Annotated in this window: 12 protein-coding genes; all 12 read left to right on the forward strand. The window is 64.1% G+C overall.

From position 1 onward, the window contains the following. Window positions 1-160: 160 nt before the first annotated feature. The 12 genes from H7687_RS11140 to H7687_RS11195 all read left to right on the forward strand — a co-directional run bounded on the left by H7687_RS11140 (window position 161) and on the right by H7687_RS11195 (window position 15,342). The gene (locus H7687_RS11140) at window positions 161-358 is read left to right on the forward strand and encodes a GSU3473 family protein (protein WP_183347266.1); all 198 of its coding nucleotides are present in this window, start codon (window positions 161-163) and stop codon (window positions 356-358) included. A 378-nt stretch (window positions 359-736) separates the two neighbouring features. Further along, window positions 737-1,372, forward strand: a complete 636-nt coding sequence (locus H7687_RS11145) for a Pvc16 family protein (RefSeq protein ID WP_183347268.1) — start codon at window positions 737-739, stop codon at window positions 1,370-1,372. Between the two features lie 48 nt (window positions 1,373-1,420). Continuing rightward, complete coding sequence (locus H7687_RS11150) at window positions 1,421-2,857, forward strand: phage tail sheath family protein (protein ID WP_183347270.1); 1,437 nt, start codon at window positions 1,421-1,423, stop codon at window positions 2,855-2,857. A 302-nt stretch (window positions 2,858-3,159) separates the two neighbouring features. Then, on the forward strand, window positions 3,160-3,597 hold the full coding sequence (locus H7687_RS11155) for a phage tail protein (protein WP_183347271.1): 438 nt from the start codon (window positions 3,160-3,162) through the stop codon (window positions 3,595-3,597). Window positions 3,598-3,606: 9 nt separating this feature from the next. Further along, entirely contained in the window at window positions 3,607-4,044 is a 438-nt protein-coding gene (locus H7687_RS11160) for a phage tail protein (protein WP_183347273.1), read from the forward strand. Window positions 4,045-4,516: 472 nt separating this feature from the next. Beyond that, window positions 4,517-4,672, forward strand: a complete 156-nt coding sequence (locus tag H7687_RS11165) for a DUF5908 family protein (RefSeq protein WP_183347275.1) — start codon at window positions 4,517-4,519, stop codon at window positions 4,670-4,672. After that, window positions 4,672-5,379, forward strand: coding sequence for a CIS tube protein (locus H7687_RS11170; RefSeq protein WP_183347277.1), 708 nt, complete (start codon window positions 4,672-4,674; stop codon window positions 5,377-5,379). Before H7687_RS11165 ends, H7687_RS11170 begins: the two co-directional genes overlap by 1 nt. After that, on the forward strand, window positions 5,376-7,145 hold the full coding sequence (gene vgrG, locus H7687_RS11175) for a type VI secretion system tip protein VgrG (protein WP_183347279.1): 1,770 nt from the start codon (window positions 5,376-5,378) through the stop codon (window positions 7,143-7,145). The genes H7687_RS11170 and vgrG overlap by 4 nt, the downstream gene beginning before the upstream one ends. A 321-nt stretch (window positions 7,146-7,466) precedes the next feature. Beyond that, window positions 7,467-7,736 (forward strand): PAAR domain-containing protein, encoded by a 270-nt coding sequence (locus tag H7687_RS11180; RefSeq protein WP_183347281.1) that lies wholly within the window; start codon window positions 7,467-7,469, stop codon window positions 7,734-7,736. 3 nt (window positions 7,737-7,739) lie between these two features. Further along, entirely contained in the window at window positions 7,740-8,183 is a 444-nt protein-coding gene (locus H7687_RS11185) for a GPW/gp25 family protein (protein ID WP_183347283.1), read from the forward strand. A 5-nt stretch (window positions 8,184-8,188) separates the two neighbouring features. Further along, a complete protein-coding gene (locus H7687_RS11190) occupies window positions 8,189-11,905 on the forward strand; it encodes a baseplate J/gp47 family protein (RefSeq protein WP_183347285.1) in 3,717 nt (1,238 codons plus the stop codon). Beyond that, complete coding sequence (locus H7687_RS11195) at window positions 11,902-15,342, forward strand: baseplate wedge protein (RefSeq protein WP_183347287.1); 3,441 nt, start codon at window positions 11,902-11,904, stop codon at window positions 15,340-15,342. The genes H7687_RS11190 and H7687_RS11195 overlap by 4 nt, the downstream gene beginning before the upstream one ends. Window positions 15,343-15,354 lie beyond the last annotated feature (12 nt).

Genomic DNA, 15,354 nt, shown 5'->3' on the forward strand with positions numbered 1-15,354 from the left:
ACTGCCGGTCTGTCTGCAAGCGGCACCGCGATGTTGTTTTGTAACAGTCCTGGAGGGATTCGGAACACGGCAGTTGGCATCCAATGTTCATTCACACCGATCCGGTTGTCCATGCCATGCGATTTCGTATGAGAGGATGCCACCCGCGGGGGAGAGAACGATGCTGATACGCGTGGTGTACGATGAGTTCCAGAGCGCAAAGGTGCACGACTACCTGCTCGACTCCCTGATCATGCAGCGCAAGATCGTGGGGTTCTTCCGCTCCGACGGCTACGTCCGCATCGGCCAGGATCGGGTGCGCGGCACGGGCGGCAGCTACGTCGGCCATGACCGCAGGCGCGCGTTGAAGGCGGCGTAGGCGCCACGGGATTGTTTTCCGCAGCGCCCCCGCTTCCGGCACTGTCTCCCGGCAGATGCCACCCCTGAGTTATTGCCCAGGTCCTTACCCGCTACACCGCTCCTAACCATCCACCCGGTTCACCTTCCCTTCCGCCCCCCCCGAGCGCCCCTGAGATTTTCTCTCTGTCCTTTTTGCAGCCCCTCCCGCATGCCCCGCATCTTTTCCCTGATTGCCCCTTTTTTTGTCGCCATCGTTGACACCTCAACAAACCCCGCTAAATTTGATCAAACTAATTATATTTCACCAATCCATTATCTCATTATTGCGGATGCAGGGCTGTCGGGACGTGTACAGACAGAGCCGGCCTTTGCCCAGACCGGATATGACGAGAGAACCATGATCTCCCACGCACTCACCATTGTAATGAATGAGCTGAACAAGCATCTTCATGATGTCTACAACTCGGTGGACGCGGTCGGTCTTGGCAATGTCTCCGACATCTTCACGGCCGGAGGGGGCGGCGGCAACGTATCCCGGGACAAGCTGTACCTTTCCGCGGTCAACGTGAAAGAAGAGAAGACGCTGAAAAACCTCCCCAATTACGTGCGCGACGAAGCGGCGCTTAAGGCGAGCTACCAGAACCCGCCGGTATTCCTCAACTTCCTGATCCTGATGACTGCCACCCATTCCGGCTACGTCGACGCCCTCTCGGTACTTTCCCGCGCCATCCGGTTTTTCCAGTTCAAAAACGTCTTCACCGAGACCACGGTCGACCCGGCCTCGATAACCACGTCCAGCGTCCCGATCAACCCCCTGGACCAGTTGCAGTCCTTCAAACTGATCTTCGACATCTATTCGCCCACCCTGGAGGAGGTGAACCACCTCTGGGGCACCCTGGGCGGCAAGCAGTACCCCTTTGTCCTCTACGTCATGCGCATGCTCGACCTGAAATTCAGCTTCGTGGAGAAGGAGGAGAGCCTGATCCTCGAGGTGGACCGCAACATCCATCACAAACCGGCGGTGACGGTATAACCCATAGGCGATCTACAACACGGTGAGCTCAAAAGGAGGGAGACGAAAATGGCCACACTGTACAAGACACCGGGAGTTTACATCGAGGAGATCCCCAAGTTTCCCCCTTCGGTCGCCCCGGTGGAAACCGCGATCCCGGCCTTCATCGGCTACACGGAAAAGGCCGATGATGTCACTCCCGGGGACCTCACCTTGAAACCGACGCGCATCTCCTCCCAGGTCGAGTACGAGAAGTATTTCGGCGGTCCGCAGAAGGAGCAGGATATCAACGTGGACGTGCAGGAGACCCAGGTCAACGGGGTCACCACCGACCTGAAGGCGACCGCGTCCCTCACCGAGGCGGCCCGCTCCAAACATGTCATGTACTACGCCATGCAGATGTTCTTCGCCAACGGCGGCGGCCCCTGCTACATCGTCTCGGTCGCCCCCTACAAGGCAACCTTCGGGGGCGCCCTGGTGGAGACCGAACTGAAGGCGGGCCTCGACACCCTGGTGAAGAAGGACGAGCCGACGCTGATCGTCTTCCCGGAGGCGCAGAGCCTGTCGGTGGCGGACTTCAAGGCCCTGCACGACGCGGCGCTGGCCCAGTGCGCCGACCTCAAAGACCGCTTCGTGATCATGGACCTGCACGGCGATTCCATCTCCCTGTCCGATCCCAATGCGAACCTGCTCAACGCGGTGAACAACTTCCGCAACAGCGGCATCGGGACCAACAACCTGAAGTACGGCGCGGTCTACGCGCCCAACATCGACACCATCCTCGACTTTCTGTACGACGACAGCGCGGTCGACGTGACCATCACCACCAACGGCTCGGCGGCGGCGCCGGTAAAGCTGGACACGCTGAAGGCGGCCAACAACCGGGTCTACGAGCAGGCCCGCGCCGCCATCACCGACATGGCCTGCCGGCTGCCCCCCTCTTCCACCATGGCCGGCATCTATGCGGCGGTCGACAACGCCCGCGGCGTCTGGAAGGCGCCGGCCAACGTGAGCGTCAACTCGGTTATCCAGCCCGCTATCCAGTTCTCCAACGTGGAACAGGACCAGATGAACGTGGACCCGGTGGCGGGCAAGTCGGTGAACGCCATCCGTGCCTTCACCGGCAAGGGGACACTGGTATGGGGGGCGCGCACCCTGGCCGGCAACGACAACGAGTGGCGATACGTGAACGTGCGCCGGCTCTTCAACTTCGTGGAAGAGTCGGTGAAGCGGGCCACGGAGCCGTTCGTCTTCGAGGCTAACGACGCCAACACCTGGGTGCGCGTGCAGGGGATGGTGGAGAATTTCCTGACCGTGATCTGGCGCCAGGGGGCGCTGCAGGGGGTGAAGCCGGAGCACGCGTTCTTCGTGGCGGTGGGACTGGGCAAAACCATGACCGCCATCGACATACTGGAAGGGCGCATGATCGTGGAGGTGGGGCTGGCCGCGGTGCGCCCCGCCGAGTTCATCATCTTCAGGTTCTCGCACAAGATGGCTGAGTCGTAGGGTCCTCCCCCCCGTAGCCTTTACCCTCGCCCTCCGGGCCTTCGCCCACCGTAGGGCTTCGGTCCGCAGGCGGGAGAGGGTGGCCGAAGGCCGGGTGAGGGGGATGCCACGAAGTGAGTGCAGTGCCAGTTGCAGCGCCCTCACCCCGACCCTCTCCCGGAGGGAGAGGGGGCAGGAAGCAGCGCCCTCACCCCGACCCTCTCCCGGAGGGAGAGGGGGAAAAGGCGCACACCCCCCTCCTGTGTATCTCCGGGAGTGGGGGAAACATCGGAAGCCGGAAAAAATGGATAAAGGAGACAGACATGGCGCAAGAGTATCCCTTACCGCGGTTCCATTTCCAGGTCGACTGGGGCGGGGCCAAGATCAGCTTCACCGAGGTGACCGGCCTGGTCATGGAGCGGGAGAAGATAGAGTACCGGCACAGCGACAGCCGCGACTTCAACAAGATCGCCATGCCCGGCCTGGTGAAAAACAACAACATCAGCCTGAAGCGCGGCAAGTTCGAGAAGGACTTCGACTACAACACCTGGCTGGAAGAGGTGGCCAACGAGCGGGTGGAGAAGCGGCGCGACATCATCATCCGCCTGTTGAACGAGAAGCACGAGCCGGTGGCGGCCTGGACGGCCACCCGCTGTTTCCCGGTCAAGGTCACCGCACCGGACCTGAAATCGGACGCCAACGAGGCCGCCATCGAGACCCTCGAGATCGCCCACGAAGGGCTCAAGCTGATGAAGGTCTAGGGCCTGGCCATGGTCGATTACTACCCCCCGTGGGGATTCTACTTCCGGGTCGAGTTCGGCATCAGCAAGGACAAGAACGACGTCCGCTTCCAGATGGTGTCGGGGCTCTCGGTGGAGTACGACACCGAGGAATACAAGGAAGGGGGCGAGAACCGCTTCACCCACAAGCTCCCGGTACGCACGAAGTACGCGGACCTGGTGCTGAAGCGCGGCATGCTGACCGATTCGGAGGTGATCAAGTGGTTCCTGCGCGCCTTCCGGGACCGCGACTTCGAGCCCACGGATCTGAACGTGATCCTGATGAACGAAAAGGGTGAGCCGCTTAAGACCTGGCAGGTGTCGCACGCCATCCCAAGGAAATGGCAGGTGAGCGATCTCAACTCGGGGGAGAATGCGCTGGTGATTGAGACGTTGGAGCTGACGTACAGATATTTTACGGTGGCCTGATTGCGCGGTGGCATATTTTCCTGGTTCCCAAGCTCCAGCTTGGGAACCCCATGTGGCGCAAAGCTCCAGCTTTGCATTTGAGGAAAGTTGGAGCTTCAGAGTGGCTTTGCGTTCCCAAGGTGGACCTTGGGAACGAGCCAAATCCCCCCTGTCCCCCCTTAGCCTCCCATTCCCTCGCCCCCCGGGAGAGGGTGGCCGGAGGCCGGGTGAGGGCGACGGCACGAAGTGACCGCGGTGCCAGCTGCAACGCCCTCACCCCAGCCCTCTCCCGGAGGGAGAGGGGGCGAAAGACCGCGGTGCCAGCTGCAACGCCCTCACCCCAGCCCTCTCCCGGAGGGAGAGGGGGCGAAAGACCAAGGTGCCAGCTGCAGCGCCCTCACCGCAGCCCTCTCCCGGAGGGAGAGGGGGCGAAAGACCAAGGTGCGCCCCATCCCGTCAAAGGTAGGGGAGACAGACGACAACGGAACAGCCTATGCCCATCGAGATCAAGGAACTGCACATAAAGGTCGCGCTGACCTCCTCCCCTGCCCCGCCGGCCCGAGCCGGTGACGGGGCGGGCAGGGAGGCGATGGTCGCGGAGTGCGTGGAACAGGTGCTGCAGATTCTCAAGAACAAGGCGGAACGCTGATGGCGGATAACGGCAAACTGGAAAAACTCCTGATCCTGGCCTTCGACACCTCGGAGGACGCGGAACGCGGCACGAAGAGCGAGGCCAAGGAGACCTTCGAGGCCTTGATCAACCCGGAGAGCTACACCCTGGAGTACAAGGTGAAGACCTCGGAGGGCCAGGGCCAGGGGACCAGCGGCGCACAGGCGAAGTACGAGTTCACCCTCCCGGAGGAGTTGACCTTCGAGTTCCTGTTCGACAATACCGGCATCATCGACGGCAAGAAGAACAAGGACGGCGTGAACAAGGACGTGGACCGCTTCCGCAAGATGCTGACCGGCTACCAGGGGAAATCGCACGAGCCATACCACCTGAAGCTGGTCTGGGGCAGCCTCGTCTTCACCGGCCGCGCCATAGAGCTCTCGCTGACCCACAAACTGTTCAATCCGGACGGGCAGCCGATCCGCACCGTCGCCAAGGTGAAGTTCAAGAAGAGTGTCGAGGACAAGAAACGCGCCCGCAAGGAGGACAAGTCATCCCCCGACCTCACCCACCGGCGCACGGTAAAGGGTGGCGACACGCTGCCGCTGCTCTGCTACCGCATCTACGGCGACCCGAAGTACTACCTGCAGGTGGCGCAGGCGAACGGGCTGAACAACTTCAGAAAGCTTGTGCCCAACACCAGCCTGCTCTTCCCGCCCCTGGACAAGAAAGGCGCAGCGCCGTGAGCACCGGGTCGACCATCCCCACGCCCGCCACGCCGGACGTCTGCAGCGTCGAACTGCTCATGGATGGTGCGGCCGTTCCGGGGCAATACCACGTGCTGTCGGTAGCCGTGCGCAAGGAGGTGAACCGCATCCCGACCGCCACCATCCAGATCCGCGACGGCGAGGCCTCCAAGGCGACCTTCCAGGCCAGCAACAGCGACTTATTCGTCCCGGGCAAAAAGATCGAGATCAAGCTCGGCTACCGCTCGCACAACGACACCGTGTTCAAGGGGATCGTGGTGAGGCACGGCATCAGCGTGCGCAAAAGCGGCAGCATCCTCACGGTTGAGTGCCGCGACGAGGCGGTGCGGATGAGCGTCGGCCTGAAGAGCCGCTACTTCGTGGACATGAAGGACGGCGACGTCATCGAGCAGGTCATCGACTCCTACAAGCTCGGCAAGGACGTCCAGGCCACCAAGCCGGATCTCAAGGAGGTGACGCAGTACAACGCGACGGACTGGGATTTCCTGCTGCTGCGTGCCGAGGCCAACGGCATGGTGGTGATCGCCAGCGACGGCAAGATCACGGTCAACACGCCCACCACGGAGGGCGACGCGGTGGTCACGGTAGGGTTCGGCAGCACGCTGTTGGAACTCGACGCCGACATCGACGCGCGCAGGCAGAGCAAGGGGATCGTGGCCAAGAGCTGGAACGCCGCCGAGCAGAAGGTCGTCGAGGCCGAGGCCAGGGAACCGGGGCGCTCATCGAGCGGCAACCTCTCCCCTGACGATCTGGCCGGGATACTGGGCAGCGCCCCGCACGAGCTGCGGCACGGCGGGAAGCTGGGGCAGCCGGAATTGCAGGCCTGGGCGGACGGCAGGCTGAGGACCGAGCGGCTGGCCCAGGTGCGGGGGCGGGCCCGGTGCCAAGGCTTCGCGGCGGTGGCTCCCGGCAAGGTCATTGAGCTTACCGGCGTCGGAGAGAGGTTCCAGGGGAAGCTGTACGTCTCGGGTGTGCGCCACGTGGTGGACAACGGCAACTGGGAGACCGACGTGCAGTTCGGCCTATGTACCGAGACCTTCGCAGAGAGCTTCGACCTGCGGCCGATGCCGGCAGCGGGGCTGATCCCGGCGGTCACGGGGCTGCAGATGGGGGTGGTCACGGTGCTGGAGAAGGATCCGCAGGGGGAGGACCGCATCAAGGTGCGGCTGCCGCTGGTCAGCAAGGCCGAGGAAGGGATCTGGGCACGGCTGGCAACCCTGGACGCCGGCAAAGGGCGCGGCACCTTCTTCAGGCCGGAGCTCGGCGACGAGGTGGTGGTCGGCTTTCTCTGGGACGACCCCCGTCACCCGGTGGTGCTGGGGATGTGCCATAGCTCGGCAAAACCGGCGCCGGAACCGGCCAAGGACAAGAACCACCGCAAGGGGTACGTGAGCCGCTCCAAGATGAAGCTCACCTTCGATGACGACAGGAAGGCGGTGCAACTGGAGACGCCCAAGGGAAACAGGCTCACCCTAGCCGAGGACAAGAAGGGGATCGTCATCCAGGACCAAAACGGCAACAAGATCACCCTGGACGACCAGGGGGTGCGGATCGAGAGCAGCAAGGACCTCACCCTGAAGGCGGCCAAGAACCTGAAGATCGAGTGCGGCTCAAACCTGGATCTCTCCGCGCAGATGGCTCTGAAGGCGGCCGGGAGCGCCAGCACCGAACTGTCCGGCGCCAGCACCACCATCAAGGGGAGCGCCAAGACGGTGATCCAGGGGGGGATCGTGCAGATCAACTGATAAGCGCGCAAGGGAGTCAAAAGCAACGTCAAAAGCTGTTACGCAAAGAACATGAAGTATCCGCTGAGAACACGAAGAAAAAATCTTGAATGAAAGACAAACCCAAAAGCTCTCTTTGCGGACATCGCGACTACTTGGCGTTCTTTGCGTAACCGCTTCGTGGTTTCAAAGATTAAAAGCGGTTACGCAAAGAACACGAAGTATCCGCTGAGAACACGAAGAAAAAATCTTGAATGAAAGACAAACCCAAAAGCTCTCTTTGCGGACATTGCGACTACTTGGCGTTCTTTGCGTAACTGCTTTTTGTCTCTAGGAGTTTCCATGCTTCCTGCCGCGCGCATCACCGACCTCATCGTAAGCTCCGCCACCCTCGGGGTGCCGACGCCCATCATTCCGCCGGGGGCGCTGAACGTGCTGATCGCGGGCCTGCCGGCGGCACGCATGGGGGATACCTGCGGCGCGGACGTGATCATCAAGGGCTCCACCACGGTGTTCATCGGCGGGCTGCCGGCAGCCCGCGTGGCGGACCAGACCGCCGGGGGGGGCGTGATCCTTCCCCCTGGCGCATTGACCGTCCTCATCGGAGGCTGACGGATGAACCTCGATTTCCTGGGGCGCGGCTGGTCGTTCCCGCCCGAATTCGACAAGACGCTGCCGGGCGTGGTTCTGCTGGAGCAGGAGGCGGACATCGTGGCCAGCCTCCAGGCCCTGTTAAGCACATCGCAGGGGGAACGGGTCATGCTGCCGCAATACGGCTGCAACCTGGACGACCTGATCTTCGAGAGCCTCGACACGGGAACCAAGACGCTGATGGCGGACAAGATCGAGACCGCCATCCTGTACCACGAGCCGCGTATCGAGCTGGAAAGCGTCAACCTGGACGACACCCGCGAGCTGGAGGGGGTGGTCCTGATCGAGGTCACCTACCGGGTCAAGACGACCAACTCGCGCTTCAACTTCGTCTTCCCCTACTACAAGCTGGAAGGGACCGACCTCGACCTCGGGGTAACGGTGAACCTCCTGCCGGAAAGCGATTAGGCCCTATGCCGCAAACCACCGACTGCACACAGAACCGGGATGCGCTGAAACCGGTACGCGAAGGTACCAGCCAGGACCAGCGCCTCGCCCTCCCCCTCGACCCGGCCTTCGCACCGGTGGACCAGCGCGACGTGGCGCACGGCATGGTCTTCGCCAAGGCCTATGCCTCCTTCCTCAACTACTTCAACGCCGGCAACGTCATCGACGGCAACTGGACCACCTTTTTCGGCAGCGACGTTTCGGTGCAACTCGCCCTGGCGGCGGTGCAGGACGTGGAGTTCTACCGCCAGAGGATCAAGGAATACCTGGACTTCCTGAAGGATCTCGGCTTCGGCTCGGACGAGACCAAGGCGAAGGATTACCTCGGTTACCTTTTCAGCAGCGCCGGCAGCCTGGCCCTGGAGCTGGACCGGCTTAAAGACGCCCTGCCGGCAGACACCGCCCTGAAGGGGATGCTGCGCAACCTGGTCGTCAGCCAGCTGGCGCCGGCCTTGAACCGGCTCATCTCCTACTACAAGGCCGACCTCGCCATCACCCCGGACAGCGACCGCCTCATCGCGGACCTCCAGCCGGGACTGGAACTGTTCGGCGCCAGCACCGTCCCCTTCAGCGCCGTGTACCAGGCGGGACTGGGCAAAGACTGGATCACCGACGGCTCACCGGACTGGGCCGCCTACACCGGCGCGATCGCGGCGGACGCCTCGGTGTACGGCACCGGCATCGAGCCTTTCCAGCGCATCAACCACATCGCGACCCACAACCTCTTTACCTCTGTGCTGGACCAGTTCCTCAAGGCCTACGCCAAGGTGGCGGGCGAAGGGGCACGGTCGCTGCAACAGAGCCTGACCGGGCGGGACGACCACCAGCCCCATTACGCCCTCCTGCTCGCCTTCCTGCGCCTGTTCGCCTACGCCCGCGACGCCGCCAACACGCTCACGGCGCGCCACCTCGACTTCTACTACCGCGAGATCCTGCGGCTCAAGGAGAAACCGGCCCAGCCGGGGCACGCACACCTGTTGGCCGAACTGGCCAAGCAGGTCGAGGCGCGGCTCTTCCCGGCGGGAGAGCTGTTCAAGGCGGGCAAGGATGCCTTGGGCAAGGACGCCTTTTACGCCGGCGATCAGGACTTCGTGGCGAACCAGGCCAAGGTGGCCGACCTGAGGACGCTGTACCGTCACGGCACGGAAAGAGTGGGCGTCATCGCCCCGAGCGACAGGGACGAGGGGCGCCTGTTCGCCTCCCCCGCCGCCAACTCCGCCGACGGCAAGGGAGCGGAACTCACCTCGGCGGACAAGTCCTGGCACCCCTTCCACAACAAGCGCTACCAGGACGGCGCGCTGGCCGCCATCGACATGCCCCGCGCCACGGTCGGCTTCGCCATCGCGTCCCACTACCTGTTCCTGGCCCAGGGCGAGCGCGGCATCACGGTCACCTTCCAGCAGCCGGTGCCGGTAGCGGGCGATTTCAGCAACGATGTCAACTGCTACCTGACCACCGCCAAGGGGTGGCTCGCCAAGGCCCCGGCCTCCTTCAGCCAGGTGACCGGGGGGCTCAGGCTGGAGCTCGCCCTTACCGGCGCCGACCCTGCCGTGGTCCCCTACTCCGCCGACCTCCACGGCTACAACTTCGACACCGAGCTCCCGGTCCTGATGGTGCAGCTGAAGCACCGGGACGACGCGAAGTTCGTCTACCCGAGGCTGGAGGACGTCACCATCACCGGGTTGGAACTGGACGTGGACGTTGCCAACCTGAAGGCGGCGGCGCTGGCCAACGACTTCGGGCCGGTGGACGCGTCCAAGCCCTTCCAGCCCTTCGGCCCCTCGCCGGTCGCCAACGCTGCCTTCGTCATCGGCTCCAAGGAGCTGTTCCAGAAAAAGCTGTCCAGCGCTGCGCTGAACGTGACCTGGCAGGCAACCCCGGCGCCCTACCGCGGCAAGACGGTCAACGCGGTGACCGAATACCTGCAGGGAGGAAGCTGGCACCCGTTCCGGACCGCGGTGCAGGCCTCGGTGACCGGCACGACCTTCACGCTCTTGGGAGATCCGCAGTCGGCCGATGCACCGCCTTACCAGGACGCGCCGGACCCGACGCAGAACGAGCAATTCACCACCGACTCCCGCTACGGCTTCGTGCGGCTACGGCTTTCCGACGACTTCGGCCAGGCGAGCTACGAGCAGGCGCTCATCGACTACATCAAGCGGGTGACCGACGCCGATCCCAACAACGACGGCACCAAGCCGACCCCGCCCGTGGGCCCGATGGTCACCGGGTTGAGCCTGGCTTACTCGGCAAGCCAGACGGTTTCCCTGACCAGCGCAGACCGGGGACAGTTCCAGGGCCGCAGCGCCCGGTTCTTCACCGTCGCGCCCTTCGGAACGGCGGAACAGCATGGCTACCTCAAGTCCGCGCTGCCTTCGGTGGACGGCGCCATTTACCTGCTGCCCCAGATGAAACACGCCAACCGCGACGACCAGAAGATCCCCCAAGGACAGCCGGTCAAGCACGAGGCGGAGTGCTACATCGGCGTCACCGATCTGCAGCCGCCGCAAAACCTCGCCCTGCTGTTCCAGGTGGTGGACGGGAGCGCCGATCCCCGCTCCATCAAGCCCAAGCCGCACCTCAACTGGAGCTACCTGTGCCAAAACGAGTGGCACCCGTTCGGCAAGGACCAGGTGAGCGACGCGACCGGGGAACTGCTCGATTCCGGCATCATCACCTTTTCGGTGCCGCGCGAGGCCTCCGCGGACAACAGCGTGCTTCCCCCGGGTATGCACTGGCTGCGCGCCTCTGTGGCCGGCAATGCCGACTCGGTGTGCCGGCTCGTCATGGTGGCGGCACAGGCGCTCAAGGCGACCTTCACCGACCGCGGCAACGCCCCCGCCTTCAGCGCCACGCCCCTCCCCGCCGGGACCATCACCAAGCTGGACCAACCGGACGCGGCCGTGAAGGGGATCAGCCAGCCCTTTGCCGGCTTCGGCGGACGGGGCAAGGAGTCGCCCCGGGACTTCTACACGCGCATCTCGGAGCGGCTGCGCCACAAGGACCGCGCCATTGCGCTGTGGGACTACGAGCGCCTGGTCCTGGAGGCGTTCCCCCAGGTGTACCGGGTCAAGTGCCTGAACCACACGCAGTACGAGCCGGACCAAAGCGGCACCGGCATCTACCGGGAGCTCGCGCCGGGGCACGTCACCGTGGTCACCATACCCAACCAGCGCTTTTTGAACCTGCGCGACCCGCTGCGCCCCTACACGAGCCTCGGGCTCTTGGAGCAGATCGCGCAGTTCCTGCAGCGGCGCACCTCCTGCTTCGTGAAGCTGCACGTGAAGAACCCGCAGTTCGAGGAGGTCCGGGTGGTGTGCAAGGTGCGCCTGCAGCCCGGACTGGACCAGTCCTTCTATGAAAAACAGATCTCGGACCAGTTGGTCCGCTTCCTCTCCCCCTGGGCCTTTCCCGGCGGCGGCAGCCCTAGCTTCGACGGCAGGGTGCGCAAGTCCGTGCTGATCAACTTCCTGGAGGATCTCCCCTACGTCGATTGCGTCACCGATTTCCAGCTCTTCCACAGCTACCAGGATGACAACAACAACCCGAGGACGGACGAGGTGAACGAGGCTTCCGGCTCCAAGGCGGTCTCGGTGCTGGTTTCGGCCAGGAAGCACCTGGTCACCGTCATCGACCCCGCGCTGGAAGCGACGCCCGTCGAGATCTGCAGGTGCGCCCCATGACCCGGCTCCCGGCAACCATAGCGTCCAAGCCCGCCTTGCCGCCTGAGCAGGATTTCTACCGGCTGCGCCGCGAGGGGATCGGCTTCATCGAGCAGATGGCGAGCCGGCTCTGGACCGACTACAACGAAAGCGATTCCGGCATCGCCATCCACGAGGCGCTGTGCTACGCCATCACCGACCTGGGCTACCGCACCGGCTGGGACATCCGCGACCTGCTGGCGCCCGCGACCCCGTCGGGCGACCCGAAGCACCCCTTCCCCAACCAGCCCTTCTTCACGGCCCGCACCATCCTCACCGTCAACCCGTGGACCGAAAGCGATTTCCGGCGGCTGCTGATCGACCTTGAGCCGGTAAGAAACGCCTGGATCGTCTGCAAGGAGTGCGCGTGCGACACCGCCTATTACGCCTGGTGCGGGGATGACGGGCTGGCACTCTCCTACCGGGCGCCGGAACTGGCCCGGCGCACGCCGCTGCAGGTCTGGCCGCTTGGGCTGTACGAGGCGCTCCTGGAACTGGAGGCGGACCCGGACGCGGGGGATCTCAACGACCGGAAGATCGAAGCCAACGCGACCGTCACCGATGCGGCCGGGAGCCACCAGCTTACCTTGGAACTGCGCTTCGAGGAGATGTCGCTGGCCGACCGCGACCAGTGGCAACTTTTTCTGGACAGCGATGATGCCTTTGCCGGCCGTAACGGTGGGTCGATCGCTCTCAAGCTGATCCGCTTCGGCGCCACCAAGAGTTACGATCTGTTGACCGATCCCACCCTTGACGACCAGGGGCGCAACGAGTACCTGCGCGGTCACTGGCGCACCGTCTTCTACCCAACCTTCGAGATTACCCTGGCACCCTCGGGGCAAAAGATCGTCCTGCACGCCGCCCTGCGCCTGCTCGGCACCACGGCCACGAGAGACGCGCTCACCGTTTCGGCCCTGAAAGCGATGCTTGAAGAAGCGTCCGTCAACGGCCTGATCCAGCGCTACCGGCGCAAGGAGCACCTGAAGAGTGCGGCCGTGGCGCTGGCCAAGACGGAGCTGATGGCGCACCGCAACCTGGACGAGGATTATTGCCGGGTACAAGTGATTGAGATCGAGGAGGTGGCGGCTTGCGCCGACGTCGAGGTGGCGCCCGACGCGGACATCGAACTGGTGCAAGCGCGCATTTGGTTCGAGATCGAGCAGTACTTCAACCCGCCGGTCCCCTTCTACACGCTGCAGGAGCTTTTGGACCAGGGGGTGCCGGTGGAGGAGATCTTCAACGGCCCGGAGCTGGCCAGCGGCTTCCTGCGCCAGCAGGACCTGGACGCCGCAGTGCTCCGATCCGTGCTGTGCGTCTCCGACCTCATCAACCGGCTCATGGACATCGATGGGGTCATCGCGGTGAACCAGGTGCAGCTCACGGCGTACGACTCCGAGGGGAACGCGATCAAGGGGGTGTACGATCCGGTCTTTTCCAGCGACGGCAAGCCGATCTTCGATCCGGGCAAGGCAAGCGCCAACTGGCTTCTGTACCTGTCCAGCCAGCACCTGCCGCGGCTGTACCGCAACGCCTCCCGCTTTCTCTTCTACAAGAACGGGCTCCCCTTCCTCCCCAGGATGGACGAGGCGCTGGACACGCTCACCCTGTTGCGCGGCGAGGCGGAGCGCCTGAAGAACCCCGGGGCGGCCGACGACCTGGACATCCCCACCGGGACCTACCGGGAACCCGAGGAGTATTTCCCGGTGCAGTACAGCTTCCCGCTCACCTACGGCATCGGGCCGGACCAGCTTTCAACGACCGCCTCAGCGCGGCGCCGGGCCCAGGCCCGCCAGATGAAGGCCTACCTGATGGTGTTCGAGCAGATCCTGGCCGACGCCTTCGCCCAGGTGGCACACACGGCCGACCTGTTCTCGCTCGACCCCGCCGTGAACCGGACCTACTTCGCCGCCCACCTCGACGAGACGATGATCCAGGGGTACTCGGAGCTGGTAACCGGCCTGACCCAGCCGCTTTTGGAGGGGATGCTGGAGACGGTGCAGGAATTCCGGCAGCGGCGCAACCGCTTCCTGGACCACCTGCTGGCCCGCTTCGGCGAGGATTTCAGCGAGTACGGCCTGCTGCTGGTCAAGGTCCTGGGGCAGGACATCGCCCTGGACCAGCTGATCAAGGACAAGATCGCCTTTCTCGCCGACTACCCGAGGATCAGCCACGACCGCGGCAAGGCGTTCGACTACCAGCACGACCCATGCAACCCGGACAACCAGCCCGGGCTCCGGCGGCGCATCACCCTGCTCCTTGGCTACCCGGAGCTGGATCAGCGCATGATCGTCGTGGAGCACCTGCTTTTGCGCCCGAAGTTCCCCGGCGACGCCCTCTACCCCGCCTGCACCGAAGGGGCGTGCAACACCTGCGGCGCCGAGGATCCCTACTCCTTCCGGCTCACCCTGGTCATGCCCGGGTGGCTCGACCCGTTCCACACCGACCTGGAGATGCGCGGCTATGCGGACCGGGTCATACAGCAGGAAGTCCCGGCGCACCTGGTCGCCAAGATCTGCTGGGTGGGCAACGACGGCTACGTGGAGGATCCCTGCGACCCGGTACTGGGCAAGCTGGCGACTCTCCTGGAGCGTGACGGGCACAAGGCGGATGGCCTTCCCCCCGGGGCGGACGAGGCATGCGCCTGCGCCATCCTGATCTACCGGGAATTCTCGCGGGTGTTCCAGACCTGGTACCAGGACAAGTTCCTGCAGCACTTCCACGCCGATGCCCTGAAGATGGAGCTGGAATTGCTCTTCGACGCCCAAGTGAAGCCGGAGCAGATCGCCTGCGTGGTGCTGCTCCCGTTCGGGCTCTGGTCGCAGGTGCTGGCCTTCATGGTGGAGCACTTCGTCAACATCGCGCGCTACGGCTGGCAGTACCAGCGTTTCCAGAAGGCGTGGTGCGAGTGGCTCACGCTGAACGCCACCTTCGACTGGATGGAGGAGCGCCTGGAAGAGCGGGTGGAGGCGATCCTGAGCCGGAACCTTCTGTCGGTGGTGCCATTAAAAACTAGGGGGACAGGCACCTGGCGGAGCCAGTCCCCTCCGCGGAGCCAGTCCCCTCGGCTGTGCAACTGCGCCCGCGCCATCCTCACCGGCTTCGGGATGGAGTTCTACCAGTGGCTGGACGGCCTGTTCCGCTCCGGCAGCTTCACCCCGGACAGCAAGCTCCGCACCTTCCCCATCGAACTGCCGCCCGAGTGCGCCGGACTCACCTTCCAGGCGGGGACGCTGGACCAGGTCCGGGCCCTGCTCGAGGAGAGGTATCAGGCCTACAGCGAGGTCTCCTACCGCCTGCGCGTGGTGCTCGACCTCTTGGGCGCATTGAGCAACAGCTACCCCCCCGCGACGCTGCACGACTGCGACGAGGGCAACGACAAAAACCCGGTCCGTCTGGGTACCACGGCTCTAGGAAGCTGATCGAGGTGCTGC

It is taken from the genome of Geomonas paludis (genome assembly GCF_014193585.1).
GTDB classification, from domain to species: domain Bacteria; phylum Desulfobacterota; class Desulfuromonadia; order Geobacterales; family Geobacteraceae; genus Geomonas; species Geomonas paludis.